13 protein-coding genes are annotated in these 14,638 nt (G+C 62.9%); all 13 read left to right on the top strand.

Features of this window, described 5'->3' with window-relative positions:
• The first annotated feature begins 1 nt into the window (after position 1).
• Complete coding sequence (locus IBX18_RS03405; protein WP_194832271.1) at positions 2-1,075, top strand: hypothetical protein; 1,074 nt, start codon at positions 2-4, stop codon at positions 1,073-1,075.
• Positions 1,072-2,127 (top strand): hypothetical protein, encoded by a 1,056-nt coding sequence (locus IBX18_RS03400; RefSeq protein WP_194832270.1) that lies wholly within the window; start codon positions 1,072-1,074, stop codon positions 2,125-2,127. The genes IBX18_RS03405 and IBX18_RS03400 overlap by 4 nt, the downstream gene beginning before the upstream one ends.
• A gap of 101 nt (positions 2,128-2,228) precedes the next feature.
• Positions 2,229-3,521 (top strand): hypothetical protein, encoded by a 1,293-nt coding sequence (locus IBX18_RS03395; protein WP_194832269.1) that lies wholly within the window; start codon positions 2,229-2,231, stop codon positions 3,519-3,521.
• A 289-nt stretch (positions 3,522-3,810) separates the two neighbouring features.
• Entirely contained in the window at positions 3,811-4,251 is a 441-nt protein-coding gene (locus IBX18_RS03390) for a hypothetical protein (RefSeq protein WP_194832268.1), read from the top strand.
• A gap of 25 nt (positions 4,252-4,276) precedes the next feature.
• Positions 4,277-4,720 (top strand): hypothetical protein, encoded by a 444-nt coding sequence (locus IBX18_RS03385; RefSeq protein WP_194832267.1) that lies wholly within the window; start codon positions 4,277-4,279, stop codon positions 4,718-4,720.
• Between the two features lie 50 nt (positions 4,721-4,770).
• Positions 4,771-5,544 carry an N-acetylmuramoyl-L-alanine amidase gene (locus IBX18_RS03380; protein ID WP_194832266.1) on the top strand — a complete coding sequence of 258 codons (774 nt, stop codon included), beginning with the start codon at positions 4,771-4,773 and terminating at the stop codon, positions 5,542-5,544.
• Positions 5,544-5,747, top strand: a complete 204-nt coding sequence (locus tag IBX18_RS03375; RefSeq protein ID WP_107653251.1) for a hypothetical protein — start codon at positions 5,544-5,546, stop codon at positions 5,745-5,747. The genes IBX18_RS03380 and IBX18_RS03375 overlap by 1 nt, the downstream gene beginning before the upstream one ends.
• Positions 5,748-6,047, top strand: a complete 300-nt coding sequence (locus IBX18_RS03370; protein WP_107653250.1) for a hypothetical protein — start codon at positions 5,748-5,750, stop codon at positions 6,045-6,047. It begins immediately after the preceding gene.
• 42 nt (positions 6,048-6,089) lie between these two features.
• Positions 6,090-6,398, top strand: a complete 309-nt coding sequence (locus IBX18_RS03365) for a hypothetical protein (RefSeq protein WP_194832265.1) — start codon at positions 6,090-6,092, stop codon at positions 6,396-6,398.
• Between the two features lie 152 nt (positions 6,399-6,550).
• The gene (locus IBX18_RS03360; protein ID WP_194832264.1) at positions 6,551-9,592 is read left to right on the top strand and encodes a YwqJ-related putative deaminase; all 3,042 of its coding nucleotides are present in this window, start codon (positions 6,551-6,553) and stop codon (positions 9,590-9,592) included.
• On the top strand, positions 9,555-9,953 hold the full coding sequence (locus IBX18_RS03355) for a toxin-antitoxin system YwqK family antitoxin (protein ID WP_194832263.1): 399 nt from the start codon (positions 9,555-9,557) through the stop codon (positions 9,951-9,953). The genes IBX18_RS03360 and IBX18_RS03355 overlap by 38 nt, the downstream gene beginning before the upstream one ends.
• Positions 9,954-10,050: 97 nt before the next feature.
• Positions 10,051-10,602: a hypothetical protein gene (locus IBX18_RS03350; RefSeq protein ID WP_194832262.1), complete on the top strand. Its 552-nt coding sequence runs from the start codon at positions 10,051-10,053 to the stop codon at positions 10,600-10,602.
• Positions 10,603-11,635: 1,033 nt separating this feature from the next.
• A complete protein-coding gene (locus IBX18_RS03345; RefSeq protein WP_194832261.1) occupies positions 11,636-14,635 on the top strand; it encodes a polymorphic toxin type 15 domain-containing protein in 3,000 nt (999 codons plus the stop codon).
• Positions 14,636-14,638: the final 3 nt, after the last annotated feature.

Raw genomic sequence — 14,638 nt, 5'->3', positions numbered from 1 at the left:
AATGTCTACGGTAAAAGAGTATTTCGCGTCGACGGAGGTCCGCGGCATCGATGAGGGTGTCGGTGCGCCCGGTGTCGTGCAGTCCATGCACGGTACGCCGCGCGACGGCTCCCTGGAGTTGATGACCGGTACTCCCGGCGACCGGGGCAAGCCGGGCGAGGCCGCCAGGCCGTTCCGTTGGGAAGGTGACATCGCGGATCAGTCCGCGCTCTCGGCGCTCACCCCCAAGCTGACGATGGCGCATGCGGGCAAAGCATGGCGGATCTTGTCCACCGGCGCCCTGGTGTACTGGAACGGTGCCGGATTCGACGAGTTCACCGCGGCTTTCGGCGCCGCGGGACCCGACGGGCAGCCGTGCACGATAACTATCGGTGCGGTCGATACCGGACCCATCGGGTCCGATCTCCAGGCGTCGGTGACCGGCACCCCACCCAATCTGACGCTGAACCTGACGGTTCCGCGCGGCGGCAAGGGCCGCAAAGGCGAAGACGGTGGTCCCGGGCCGATTCGCAACGCACCGGACTACGCGGACGGTCCGCATGTAGATCGCGCAGTGCCGACGTGGGACCCCGCGGCAGGGAAGTGGAAGCCGCGGCCGTACCCCGGCCTACGCGGACCATGGACCATCCTCGAGGGACGTTCCTGGGATAACGGTCCCGGCTTCGTCGCCTCGCAGACGGGGATCACCGCCGCTACGAAAAACATTGCGCAGTTGAATATTCCGGCACAGGACACCGACTGGCGGCCGATCATCACCGGTGGCGTCGTCGTACGCCCCGATGAGAATTGGAATGAATTCGCCACCCGCATCGATGCCGAGGTGCGCATCGGCTCGGTGACCGGCCAGCTCGTCGCGCTCGGCGTCGGCTTCGTGACCGGCGCAAGCACTCTCGCCCGATTCCAGCCGCACTATGCGGTGCGCACAATGACCCCGGACAGCACCATCGGTGTCGTACCCGCCGGTCAGCCGGTGACGCTGCATGTGCTGCTGCGCCGGTCGGGCACTGCCGACTACGACTATTCCATGGAGTGCGCGTCGATCGTGTGCTTCGCCCGACCCGTGGGGGCGCTGTGACCACCGACAACGCTGTGAACAGCGAACCGACCGTCGTCTACGAGGACGACATCATGATCACCATGCGTGGCGTCGCCGACTCGATCGGGCTGCCATACACGGTGAACCCGTTCGAGCTGGTCGATCGGGAAGCCCTGATCGAACTCCGCGAAGGTAACCAGGGTGCGGTCGGGCCGGAAGGCGAAGCGGCATGGCCGTGGTCGTGGCAAGGCGACATCGCCGACGTGGCCGCGCTGAACCAACTGAAACTCACCACGGCGGACGCGCGCAAAGCGTGGCGAGTCGTCGCGGACAACAGCATCTACTACTGGACCGGGATGGGGTTCGTCGCTTTCGGCAAGGCCTTCCGCTCGGTCGGTAGCCGGGGTGCGTCGAACCAGCTGACCGGAGCTGCCGTCGCGGGACCCACCGGGTCTGCCGCGGCCGCCAGGGTCACGGGTACCGCGCCTGCCCAGCAGGTGGAGATCACCTTCCCGCGCGGCGAGACCGGTGACGTCGGTGATCCGGGCGCGAAAGGGCGGATCCAGGATGCCTCCGATGTCCTGATCGACAGCGAACGCTCGCTCGGTCAGGACCACGTGCTCGCCTGGGATGCCGCCACCCAGAAGTTCCGGCCCATCCCCAGCCCGCGGCCGAGTGGGCCGTGGGTGATCGGGCAGAAGCAGTTCACCGCCGCCAAGAACGTCACGGACAAGGTCAGGACGCTGGCCGCCATCACGATTCCGGCGCAGCCGACGGCATGGCGCCCACTCGTCGAGGGCGGCGTGCAGGTGCAGACGGAACAACCGACGCGGTGCGATATCGAAGTGCGCATCGGCAGTCCCACCGGTGAGCGCGTCGGATACGGCTGGAGCCACCGGGTCTCGCGCATCGCGTATGTGCTTGTCTCGCCGGGCTTTCAGTACCCGACAAAGCCCGGCGCGACCTACGGCGTAGTTCCCGCGAACCAGACGACCACCCTGTACGTCGTGGCGCAGCGCATGGAGGGTACGGGGGGCTACAACATCGACTCCAACTACTCGCATATCCACGTTCGCGCGCTGCCTGTGTAGCCGGGACCCCTGCTCTATATCGGCTGACCAAACGGCCGCACTCATTTTCCGCATTCCGGTATGCCGTTTCCGGCTGCCTGCTGTCCGAAAGGCATTGATCCATGGCCGATCTGCCCCCGTTGAAGTACGGCAAAGTCGTCGGGCGCTTCCTCGCGAACGTCCTCGACGACGGCGACGTCGGTGACACCCCCGAATTCGAGCCGTTGACCGGCTCGCTCACCTTCACCGCCGACGCGCCGAAAGTGCTTGTCCCCGGCGCACAGTCGGGTCCGGCGACCTATGTCCAGCTGCCGAGTCACTACGAATGTCAGTTGGACGAGTGGGGTTTCATCACCTGGCGCGGCCGGCGTGGCGTGCGACTCGTCGCGCCGAGTGCGGCGACGAATCCCTCGCAGTGGACCTGGCGGGTGTCGTTCGACCTGTCCTACGACGGTGAACGGGTTCCGATGGAGTCCTTCAGTTTCACTGTGCCCGAATATGTTCCGGGCGCCGATCCGGAGAAGCCGGACGTCGGTTCGACCGGCCTGGTCGATCTGACGCTGGTCTCGCCGGTGCCTGCCTCGGCCGGTAACGCCGTTGTCATGGGGCCGCGTGGCGAGGGCATCAAGATCGACGGGCAGGTCGGCACCTACGCCCAGCTGCCCGCCGCCCCCGGCGAGGGTGCGCAGTATGTGGTGAAGGCGGATGGGCTGCTGTACGTCTATCACGCGGCGCGCGGCGGCTGGTTGCCGAACGGGCAGGGCGTGGTCATCCGCGGTCAGGCGGGCACCACCGATTGGGCGGGCATCACCGGCAAGCCCGCGACGTTCCCGCCTGCCATCGGCGATACCGCGACCACCGCGGTCGCCGGTGACGACGCACGCCTGACCAATCCGCGCCCCCCGACCGCGCACACCCACCCGGCGAACCAGATCTCCGACTCGACCGCGCTGGGCCGGTCGGTACTCACCGCGGCCACCGCGGCGGCCGCTCGCACTGCGATCGACACGATCGCGAGCACCGACCCTCGGCTGACCGACGCCCGCACGCCGACGCCGGTCGGGCAGCTCTATGACATCGCGTTCAAGTCGCACAGCGGAACTCGCGCCGCGGGCCCGGGCAATGTGATGCCGGAGGGTCTGCGGATCGAACGGAAGATCTCGGTCAGCTCGGTGACCTACCGCGGCGAAACCGCGGGCACCGGAAACCTTGTCGTCGAACTGAAGGTGAACGGCACCACGGCCGTGACGGGTTCGTCGGCGACCATCCTTCCGGCGAATCAGGCTGGGGATACCACGGTTCCGCTGACCTGGACCTTCAACCCGGGGGATCGGGTCACCGTCTCGATCACCACGCTGGATGCCGGTGCGGGCAAGGGCTTGCAGGCCAGCATCAAGGGAGTGACCGTCGCATGACGATGTATGTCGGCTGGCCGAGGTCTGCTACTCCGCCGGCTAATGAACGGCCTGTTTCGCCAGGTACCGGCACGGGGCCGCCTGTTGAACCGCCTGTCGAGCCGCCTGTTGAACCGCCTGTTGAACCGCCTGTCGAGCCGCCGGTGGAGCCGCCTGTTGAACCGCCGGTGGAGCCGCCTGTCGAGCCGCCCACGGAACAGCCCGCCGAGCAGCCGGCGGGTTCCGCCGGAACAGGGGCTGCCGCAGTCGAGAGTGCCACGGACGCAACGTCTTCGGCGGGGGCATAGCGGTGCCGTTCATCGTTGCGGCCGGTATGGCCGAAGCCGCGGCGCCGATGGGTATGAACAAGAACGGCAATCAGTCCGTCCCCGCCGACACCCCGAGGGTCAAACTGACGGGCTGGGTCGTCCGCAGTGGCTACGGGGAGACCGTCATCAGCGCGAACGACGAACTGGTTTCCAGCGGCCCTGGCACGGTGACTGTGTATTGCGGGCTGGAGGTGTCCGGCAACCTAGGTGTCAGTGAGAAGCGAACCTTCGAGGTTATGCACAACGACACCCCGGTCCAAACCTTCGCCACTGCCGCCACGTCGGTGGCCATTCCGGCCAAGACGTTGACCCTGGCGCGTGGCGACCGGGTGTGGCTGCGAATGACCGGTTCGACGTTCCTCAATTGGAACACCACTGTCGCGGGCGGCGTGAACAGCTACCTCTACTTCAATCCGGTCTAATCGCTCATCGCTTTCGGAGGATCTGATGCCATTCGTCGTCGTGGCTGGAATTCCAGCCTTTCTGCCGGTCCGGATGACGAAAACCGGCACCCAGCCGATGCCCGAGGCATGGGGCCTTATCAAGAATTGGACGGCCGACACCGGTGGATTTCCCGGCTCCGTCGTCGTCAACGACGGCCTGCGGGCTGTCGGCAACAAGAATGCCGCCGCGGTGACCGCCTCGATCCCGTTTACCGGCGCGACCACCGGGTTCGGCGGTCCCACCCAGCTCCAGGCGCGGCTGCGCGTCAATTCCACGATCGTCGCGACCATCGATCCGCCGGTCGAAGGCCCGTCGGGCACCTTGACGGTCAACGCCACCGTCGACATCGCCGCGGGTGATCTGGTGACCGTGGAGGCGCTGGCGGTGCCTGCTTCGGGCGGGGCGGCGGGCACCGTCTCCGCGGGCGGATACGTGCGGATCCTCTGATGCGCAGGTAATACCGCGCGGCACAGTATTTTTCAGAAAGTAGGACAACTATGTCTTGGACCGGTGATCCGGTATGGCTCGCGGACGTGCTCCGCGAGGAGGGTCTGCGGGTCGTCGAATTCCCCGGGTGGCGGGAGCGCGGCCACGGGGATTTCGGTGACATCTGGGGCATAGTTGCCCACCACACCGGCAGCTCACATTCGCCGCCGTCCGAAATCGCTTACGGCATACCTTCTTTGGCAGGCCCGCTGTCGCAGTTGCATCTGGCGCAGGACGGCACGGTGACCGTGGTCGCGGCCGGCGTCGCCTGGCATGCCGGCGCGGGTTCCTGGCCCGGCCTGCCGGAGGACAACGCCAACTTCCGCACCATCGGCATCGAGGCCGTCAACAACGGCACCGAGGGCTGGTCGGACGCGCAGTACGACGCCTACGTCGGCTGCTGCGCGGCGATCCTGCGCAAGCTCGGCCACGGCGCCGATCGCGTGATCGCCCACAAAGAGTGGGCCGGGCCCAAGCAAGGCAAATGGGATCCCGGCTGCATGGACATGGACCAATTCCGCGCCGACATCGCGGACCGACTGAAAGGCAGTGCACTGATGGCACTTTCGGACTCCGAGCAGCGTGAACTGCTCGACAAGCTGCGTCGGGTGCACTTCGAGCTCACCTACGGCTTCCAATCCCGGGTCGCCGACTCGGAATACCGCGACACCGTCGCGGGCTACGTACTCAACTCCGACGCCGCGGACTACCGCAACGAACAGCGCCTCAAGGCGCTCGAACTCAAGCTCGACCGGTTGCTCGCCGCGGCGGAGGGACGGATCTGATGAACCGGATTCCCGAACCCGCCCTGATCCGTTCGGTACTCGTCGCCGTCACCGGAGTTATCGCCTTCATCGTCGGCCACCAGATCGATACCGCGTGGATCGAAGCGGTCCTGGCCGTCTACGGCCTGCTCACCCCCGTGCTCGCCGGCCTGCTCATTCGACCGGCGGTGACCCCGGTCGACCGGCAGGAAGGCAGGCTATGAATGGCCCAGCACTGGCTGAATCCCGAACTGGTGCAAGCCTTCGGCATCGCCGTCGCCACCGTCATCGGTGCGATCACCGCCTGGCAGGCGCGTGAGGTAGGCAAACTCCGCACCCGCGTCGAGATTCTGGAAACCCAAGCGGCAGACGACAAAAAACGTTTCCGCGAAGCCATCCGCCTGATCCGCGCCCTCCAGCAACACATCGACGAACTACGCGGCTTCCTCCGCCTGCACGTCCCCGGCCAAGAACCACCCAAGGCCCGCTACAAAATCCCCTCCTCGCTACAAGAGGAAATCTGAAGCAGGACAACCCTGCTGGACCAGCACAGAAAGCAACCCACCATGCCCGACACCTTCATGGTCGTAGAAGTGCAACCCACCCTCTCCGGCGACACCATCCACATCCCCGGATTCAAACGAGTGCAGGAAGTCGAGACCGACGAGCGCTCCAACACGGTGCGCCTGGTCGTCCGCTACGACAACAAGAGCGTCGAAGTACACCGAATCCGCGTCGGCCTCGGCGGCGAAGAGTTCAACGGTGCATGGGAACTCGGTGTGAAGCGAATGCGCGACGGTTACCAGATCCTGTACTACGAGCACCAGGTCTATCGCAACGGCACCTGGATGTACGTCGACGCACCGGTCTCGTAGGCGGAGATCGCGGGAGTCCCCTTGGTGCACATAGAAATCTGAATATTCCCGAAACGATCAGCGGCCCGGAGAGTTCTGGGCCGCTTTGTCGTCTTTGCGGCCCGTCGTTACCGGCGCCGTTCCCCACATCCTGATTGCGATCGAGGTCCGTTATGGCGAGTGATTCGGTGCGGCCGAAGCAGAACGAAGTGGCGCCATGGGCGTCGGCCCGTACCTCGCACTTGGCCTCGTTGTCGGCGGGTGGTGTGGCGGTCGATGGTTCCGCACGCGCGGGTACCGGAGATGGCCGTGTCCACAACTTCCATGGCATGACCGCGACCTCTTCAGGCCAGCAGCTGGCACGAATTTTCGCAGGGAAGGAGCTGGTCGAGTCAGCCCGGCCGAACGCGAATTCCGGGGCTGCGGTCGCCGATTCGGTCCAGTTCCAGGACGCGAACCCGCAGCCGGCAGCCTCGGCACCGTCCAATGGGCCAGTTGTCATAACCGGGGCCAAGCCCATCGGTTTCGACAAAGGGCTGGGATCCCCTGGCCCGACCACCAAAGAAGAGTCGGACAGGCTACAGGCCGAGATCGACGCTAATGACCGACGGATTCGTGAGAACAACCAGCAGAAGGACGCGCCTCCGTCGGCACCGGCGGCCAGCACACCGCCTGCTACAACGGTTCCACCGCCGACCAGTAATAAGCCGGTCGAGAACAAGACGCCACCGGGTCCCTTGCCAGGACAACCCATCGCTCCTCCAGCCCCGCCCACTACGCCTCCGGTCGAGGGTGTCCCGCAGGTAACCCTGATGGGCAACGGCGGAACCCAGGCCAGCACCATCGTCGCCGGCACCGGGGGCCAGACGATCGACACCGAAGTTCGCGACGCCGACGGCAAAGTCATCACTACGCATCGGGCGGTGGCCAACGACCAGGGTGGCGTGACTGTGTGGACCGCCCACGCCGACGGTCGCCATTCGGTCACCTATGTGGCCGGTGCGGGCCAGCCGAACGCGGGCACGACCGAGACGTACACCGTCCCCGTAGGTGGCGACATGGTCAACGGTGCCAATGAGTACATCCAGGGCGACGGCAACGGCAACTGGCTGAAGCGGTCGCTGACCGAGGATGGCTCGCAGTCGGTCAAGCTGGTCCAGAAGCAATCCGACGGCATCACCTATTACGAGACCGAACGCCTCCCGGGCGGCGGAACCAAGACGTACGCGAGCCGCCCTGGTGACCCTGAGTACAGCACACCCTGGCTCGTCGGTGAAACAAAGCCGGACGGCTCGGGCACCCTGACACGAAACGATGGGTCGATCAAGGAGACGCGACCCGACGGCTCCGGAACTATTCATGGCGGCTCGGACTACACCACTACGAATTTCGGAATCGACCGGTGGGGTCAGAAGTATGTTCAGGTGTACGACCCGATCAACAACCAAATAGTGACCGAGGTTGCCAAAGACGCAAATTCAGATAAGCCGTGGGACGAGATCATCGTCAGCGACCTAGATGGCAATTTCGAAGCGCATTACCGGAAGGGTCCCGACGGGAAGCGTGAACTGCTCTGGCAGATGCTCGCCGATGGATACAAAGTCACTCCGAACGGCTCTGGCGGTAGGAATGTCGAAAAAGACGGCGTCGTGGAGGGTGTCTTCACGACCGACCCGGACGGCACAATCCGATTCAAACCCAATCAAGCGTACAAAGACCGGACCGGCGCAGTTCTTACCCAAGAGATAGTCATGGCTCCTGGGCAGGAGCCGAAGACTCTATGGGGTAATGGGCTGGAAGGTGACCGCCGTATCGACCTTCGCCCCCTCAACACCCAGCACAACGAGGTGCCTGGTATGCCATGGGTCGGATCGGAAAAGGGTCCCATCGGTCAAGATTATGACTCTTTCGCAGCAAAATTCGGTCTTGCGATCATAAACGCCTACGACGGAATGCTCCCGCTGATCGGAATGGGTGGGTCGAGCAATCAAGGCTTTGGCGAATCCTGGAGCGCGCTAGGGAAAAACGTAGCAAAAACTGCTGCGATAACTGCCCTCACCGCACAATACGGACCGTCGGGATACGACCTGGCGAACAGTGGGAAGATCCCTGGCCTCAACAAAGGCGAGGCCAATCAAATTGTTAAAGATATCGCCAACAGCTTGGGCTACGCCGATTTCAAGGAAGGGCGTATCGGCGCCGGCCTCGGGACACTCCTCGGCGGCTTGGTTGTTGGCGCGGCTTTCGGCAGCGTGACCGCCGTAGTCACGCGTCCGTTGGTGGCAGGGGCGCGGGGAGTTATCGGCTCCATCCGGCGTGGCGATGTAACCGACCCAGATCTGCCAGGGAGTACCCATCACGACAATGGTGAGCAGTCCGACCCGCCCCCGGCACCGCAGCCATCTCCTGATCCCGTGCTGGACAGCCCAATCGACGGTCCTGACCAACCCCAGCGCAAACCTGTCACCGCGGTGGGGCTGAACGAGAACTTCACGCCGATCGACCCGCCGCACGATCCAGGACCGACGCCTGCGACGTCTCCGACCGGGCCTGCCATCAGGTCACGCGGTGTACTGATCGAAGAGATCGGCGCGAATCGGGTCACTCGTGGTGCCGATAATTTGATCAGAACTGTCGATGGGGTGCCGGTCAAGGACTACATCGACAGCCTCGTAAAGTCGCGTGTCACCGCCATCGCGCCGACATTGCGTTCGAAGGACGGGCCGGTCGTTGCGGTCGCGATAGATCTAAGGACCGGACTTGTCACTGAGGGCGTGAATGGGCGCCGAGGCGACGTATTGGACCCGAAGAGCCTGCATCCACTGCTCCGGCAGAACTATGTGGACATGGCGGTGTGGCAGCATGCGGTCAAGGCGCAGGACGGTACCGATCTCGAAGTCCGCGACGGTAAGGTGCACTATGACGGTCCATTGCGCCACGCGGAGGTGAAAGCGGTCAACGAGTTGTTGTGGGCTCGCGAGCGAGTGCGCCGACCGGGAGATCCGCCGCTCGCGCTCGCGACACTGAGCGAACTGCGGTTCGATCCTCGCTGGCTCAAAGACGGGAATAGGTTCAGCATGCTCGAACATGCCGCTGCTTGCGCGAATTGCAACAACATACTCAGAGGCATTCCGAGCTATTCTGGCCGCTATACCTTCGATCCGAAAGACTATCGATATGAGGGAAACACTCCTCATACCTTCGCTGAATGGTGACGAAATGTTACGAGTCAACGCTGAAGACCTCGTCGAAGCCGACTATGATGATAAGTGCGACTTCTACTATCAAGGGCAGCCATTTACCGGAGAAATGATTGAAACCAATGCTGCCGGCGAAACGGTCGGAATCACCGCCTATCGTGATGGCGTGCCCGACGGGCCCGAGCGCGAGTGGTTTCCGGACGGCTCTCCGCGACTAGAGGGTCAGAGCACGAACGGCGATCCTGTCGGAGAATGGCGTGAGTGGCATCCCAACGGTCAAATTTCGCGACACCAGCGGTTCGACTCCGGGGGAACTTCGCTTTGGCAAAAGCATTGGGACGAGAATGGAAATCTGATCTGGGACACAGAAGCGTAGTATCCGCTGCACGCGTCGGGAAACACGTGTTCTACGGTAACTCGTCCATAGGGTCTATGGAATTGGTCGATCTCAAAGGCGGAAGGGTGTTTCCGCTATGAGCGAGCAGCACGGTGGAGCGAGTGAACGGGTTCGGGCGATCTTCGACGGTGTGGTGGCTGCCCGGCTTCGCCGTGACTCGGTTGTCGGCGCCTCCGACGATGCGATCGAGCGGTTTTTCGTAGAACAGAGCGTCGGCCAGATGCCGTCGGCGGTCCGGGAAGTGTTGCGGACTATCGGTAGTCAGCCTGGGTTATGGTTCGCTGGAACGAATTTCGGCCTGCACGGTGTTACCGCTGACACGAAGCGGGATGTGGCCGCGACGCTTGAGGGCGTGCGGCATGAGATCCAGGATATGACGGGGATGCTGGTGCTGAGCGCTCATCAGGGATACACGTATCAGGTGATCGATGGTGCGGCGCTGGACCAGGATGATCCGCCAGTGTTCGAGATTGTCGAGCACGAGGAAGTCCGTCAAGGTTGGCGCAGCGTGTCAGCCTGGTTCGCCGATACGGCCCCTGATGTCGCAGACTTGGCCGTGATGCTGCCGATGATGCGAGAGGTCGGCATGGGAGAGCCCGATTGGGCTGCGGACATCGAAGCTCGGTGACCCTCTAGTTGGCTCAACCTGGTCGCTACCCCTGTGGCGTTGCAAGGCACGGCCTCGAAGCGGTCGTATAAATCACTGAAGAAGTGCTTCGGGGTGCATACCGACGCCGCGCTGCAGTAGGGCAATATCGGTCGGGCCGGATTCCTGGCCAGAGGCCCCGGGTTCGTCGAATTGCTCTGGCGGACGGAATTTCGATGCCGTGGAACGGCATTCGCGGTGCCAAGTGCGTTGTCGAGGCGGGTGGCCGAAGTGACCACTGCAGCCGGGGGCTGAGCGCTGGCCACACCCACTTCTACGCTGCGGTATCCGCATAGGCAGACCAGCCTGTTCGAACAACTGAAAAGCACTCCCGGTCAATCAATCCGACCCGCGGTGTCACATCTACCTCCGTCTTGTGCGTCGAGGACCTGCGCCTTTTCTCGAATCAATCGATGTATTGAGGCGCAGAAATGGCGAATCGTGATTCTGTCTGGCCATCGCCGGACGGTGTTCCTAGCTGGGTTAGTCATCGAGCTGCGAACCCGCCGTGCCGACTAACAGCGTTGTGGCATCGGCTGGTTCGTTTGATGAGCGACTCGGCAGACGGTGTTCTACTTCTCCCGAATGACGCTGGCGAGTGCCGGGCGGCCGTTGGCGCGGACCTTCACCGTAGCGAGATGGCGGAGGCAGGTCGTGGGTCGGCTGCGGAAGCATCAACGGTCGCAGCACATTTCGATGCGCCTGCGGATACTCCCGGGTTGAGGTCGAAAGCCGACCCCCTGTGCCGGGACTGATCAAACCGGCGAGTCTCGACTGCGGTTTAGGTGCCCGGACCCGCAGACAGAGGAAGAGCGGAATCGGCGCAATGAGGCAGAACGGGTGCATTGGCGGGCAGCGTGAAGAACAGCGCTGGCGCATGTACCCGGATCCTGTTCCACCACAGGCTGATTCCACGACGAACGGTCCGCAATCGGTGCCGAGGATGTGCCTCAACGTCTCCCGCAGCTGTTTCTCCATGTCCTAGTCCGCTTTTCGAATCATGCGAGGTGCTGCTATGTCGCGTACCGACATCATCAGACCGGCCACAAACAGTTCCCCGGCCTGGGTTGCTGGCCGTGCCGCGAACTTGTCATCGCTGACGAACAGCTTTGCTGCATCGGCGGATTCGTCTTCCGGTCAGTCGAGTAACCGGGTCTTCAACTTTCATCGGATGACGCCGGCGTCGGCGGCTCGGAAGGTGGAGCGGATCGATGTCGGGCGTGAGCTTGTCACATCGGCGACCAAGATTGCCGAGACGAGCACCGTTCATGCCGCGCCGATCAGCAATATTCAGCTGATCAATGGCCCGTCGCAACCAGGTGTGACGACCCCGCCGACGCCTCCGTCGCAGCCGGGTGTGACGACGCCCCGGACGCAGCCGGGTGTGACGACGCCCCGGACGCAACCGGGTGTGACGACGCCCCCGACGCAACCGGGTGTGACGACGCCCCCGACGCAACCGGGTGTGACGACGCCCCCGACGCAACCGGGTGTGACGACGCCCCCGACGCAACCGGGTGTGACGACGCCCCGGACACAACCGGGTGTGACAACGCCGTCGAATCCGAATCAAAACCAGCAGCCTGGTGCAGGGAATCAACAGCCTTCGCAACCAGAGGCTGCTCCTGATCCGGATATCTTCGGGCTACCGGACACCAAAGGCCGCAAGCCGGGCGACGAGTGGGACACGACGCTGCCTGACGGCCGGATCGTGCACAACCGAATTCCGTTCGGAAATGGGAACCAGACTGTCGATCAAACGATTCCCGACGGAAAAGGTGGTTTCACTACTTCCCGCGTAGCAGGTAACGGTCAAGGCGGCTGGCAGCGCTGGAATCTCAACGCAGACGGCACCGCCTTCTACGGTGGCAAGTACACGGCAGAGTCGGATATGTACGGCCAGGATTACAATTCAGGCACCTCGACCTCGGGAAGGCCGGATCGAGCCTATGTGTCAACGCCGGACTATAAGGGCATCAAGAATCCGTCCTATGACAAAGATGGAAACCTGGTTGGTATTGATGTAGCGGTACCCAATCAATATGGGATGTTCGACAACTATCATTATGATAACTACGGCAACCTCACTATATCTACTGCTAAATCAGACGGAAAAGGTGGCGTAGAAAGCACCTTAATCGGTCAATTCGATACAAATGGTGAAGGGTGGCAGCTCGGCCCGGACGGCAAGCCGTGGAATGTTGGCAAAGATCTGCAAGGTCGCATCACCATGGGTAGGACCGAACAGACCAAAGAAGGCACCCATGTCTACTTTATCGACCACCGCGGTGTCATGTTCGATTCGTTCTACGGCACGGGATCGAACAAGTCGTACACTGATATCTACAACGAGGTCGACAAAACAATCAACCGCAAGTTCCGTGACGGTGCATCGGCTGTGTACGACGCAACCGGCAAGCCCATATCGTTCGAGCTGCCACCGGACCGGCGCGATTTTATCGAAAAGGGCTGGGACTGGACTGCTGGTGTCGGCAATAGTCTGAAGACCTGGGGTTCGGATCTAGTTTCCAACTTCAATTTCGCACCCGGGCTCCAGGCTGCGGCCAACCCGCTGAACCCCGCCTATCAGGCTGCGGCCGCCACACATTATGAGCGGTCGATGAACGCTGCCGCTGCCCCTGGTCGTCTGCTGTGGGACGGCGTCGTGGCATCTGGCACGACGCTCGCCGACTGGTACCGCTACAAGGTCGGCGGTGCCTTCTACGGCTTGGGTGGTGATCCCTACACCCCGTCCGGGCGGGCCCGGTTGCAGGCGGCACAGGCGCAGATGGACAAGGCGCCAGCCGACTGGGAGGCAGCCCTGGCCGCCACCATGTTCCTGCCCATCGGCGGTACGCCAGTTCGTGCTGGAACGGCCGCACTGCGCTCTGGTGAAGTCGCAATCGCAGAAGCCGCCGCAGCGGCAGCAGCCAGACAGGTTTCGCCGTCGATAGTTGGTCGGGCGCTACCTAATTTGAGTGTGTACAACCCTTTGCGAAATGTTCCCGATTTCGCGAAGAACAGTTTCGACTCCATACGCAATCTGCCAAGTTTCGCCACCAACGGATTGCGAAGCATGCCGGGGGTGACCGGCGCTGGCGACGCGCTGCGGAACATCCCGGCCAACTTGGTGACAAGCATCGAGCGATTCCGTACCGTTCCTGAAAGGTTCCAGGTCTGGCGCGATGTGAAGATCGAGGGGCTCATCGAATCGATGGCACGTCTCGAAACGACAGCTCGCGCCGGCGTTCACAATACGCGTTCCGGATTGCAGGATTTACTGACCGTTCTTGGTGCTCGCGTCGAACCCCAGTTGGCCACCGGAGCCCGCGGCTTACCTGAGCTAGATAATCTTCTCGCTGACGCGCTGCGAGCCCGTTTTGCCGCGACCCACGGTCCGGGCGGTGGTTTCCTCCCACGGTTCAGCGGCCCGGTGTCGATGCCGAACAACGCCTTCGGACCCGTACGGCCGCGGGCAACACAAAAGCATACCGTGGACTTCAACCGAGGTAAGACCGATAATACTCGGCATAAGGTGGGTGAGACTGCCCGCCAAATCGATGGGCAGATCGCTGGCGTCAACAAGATGACCGCCAATGAGTTGCTACACAATATGAAGACGGTCTCGCGGAAAGGTAAGGCTCAAAAGGCGGCAAACAAGGAATATAAGGCTGCAATTCTTGCCCAAGAGGAGAAGAATGCTCTTCGGCTGCTGTACGAAGATCCAGCAGCTCTAGGCGGTATGAAGCCGGAACGCTATGCCAAGGAGCGGATGAAGGAACGTACGAAGGACTTGGCAGCGCTGCATGAACAGGACATCGTTGCCGGCGGGCTCGACGTCATCGGGCTCGATGCCAAGGGGCTGCCCAAGATGGGAGACACTTTTGTGAACTCCTCGCTTGGCAGCCAGTGGGCCCATCGTGGGTTGGCGGACGACCTGAGACGGTACGCTGAGGACTTGGTTCGGTCGGGCCAAGGTGACTATCTGTTGAATGTCGAGTGGATTTTGAGGTAGCAG

Origin of the sequence: Nocardia sp. XZ_19_369 (assembly GCF_015355715.1) — a bacterium.
Classification (GTDB): Bacteria; Actinomycetota; Actinomycetes; order Mycobacteriales; family Mycobacteriaceae; genus Nocardia.
The sequence above is the reverse complement of the archived record's forward strand: the minus strand, read 5'-3'. Positions and strand labels throughout refer to the sequence as shown.

Coding starts and splice junctions, on each gene's coding strand:
- IBX18_RS03405 (WP_194832271.1), top strand. CDS start 2: ATGTCTACGGTAAAAGAGTATTTCGCGTCGACGGAGGTCCGCGGCATC.
- IBX18_RS03395 (WP_194832269.1), top strand. CDS start 2,229: ATGGCCGATCTGCCCCCGTTGAAGTACGGCAAAGTCGTCGGGCGCTTC.
- IBX18_RS03385 (WP_194832267.1), top strand. CDS start 4,277: ATGCCATTCGTCGTCGTGGCTGGAATTCCAGCCTTTCTGCCGGTCCGG.
- IBX18_RS03380 (WP_194832266.1), top strand. CDS start 4,771: ATGTCTTGGACCGGTGATCCGGTATGGCTCGCGGACGTGCTCCGCGAG.
- IBX18_RS03375 (WP_107653251.1), top strand. CDS start 5,544: ATGAACCGGATTCCCGAACCCGCCCTGATCCGTTCGGTACTCGTCGCC.
- IBX18_RS03370 (WP_107653250.1), top strand. CDS start 5,748: ATGGCCCAGCACTGGCTGAATCCCGAACTGGTGCAAGCCTTCGGCATC.
- IBX18_RS03365 (WP_194832265.1), top strand. CDS start 6,090: ATGCCCGACACCTTCATGGTCGTAGAAGTGCAACCCACCCTCTCCGGC.
- IBX18_RS03360 (WP_194832264.1), top strand. CDS start 6,551: ATGGCGAGTGATTCGGTGCGGCCGAAGCAGAACGAAGTGGCGCCATGG.
- IBX18_RS03355 (WP_194832263.1), top strand. CDS start 9,555: ATGAGGGAAACACTCCTCATACCTTCGCTGAATGGTGACGAAATGTTA.
- IBX18_RS03350 (WP_194832262.1), top strand. CDS start 10,051: ATGAGCGAGCAGCACGGTGGAGCGAGTGAACGGGTTCGGGCGATCTTC.
- IBX18_RS03345 (WP_194832261.1), top strand. CDS start 11,636: ATGTCGCGTACCGACATCATCAGACCGGCCACAAACAGTTCCCCGGCC.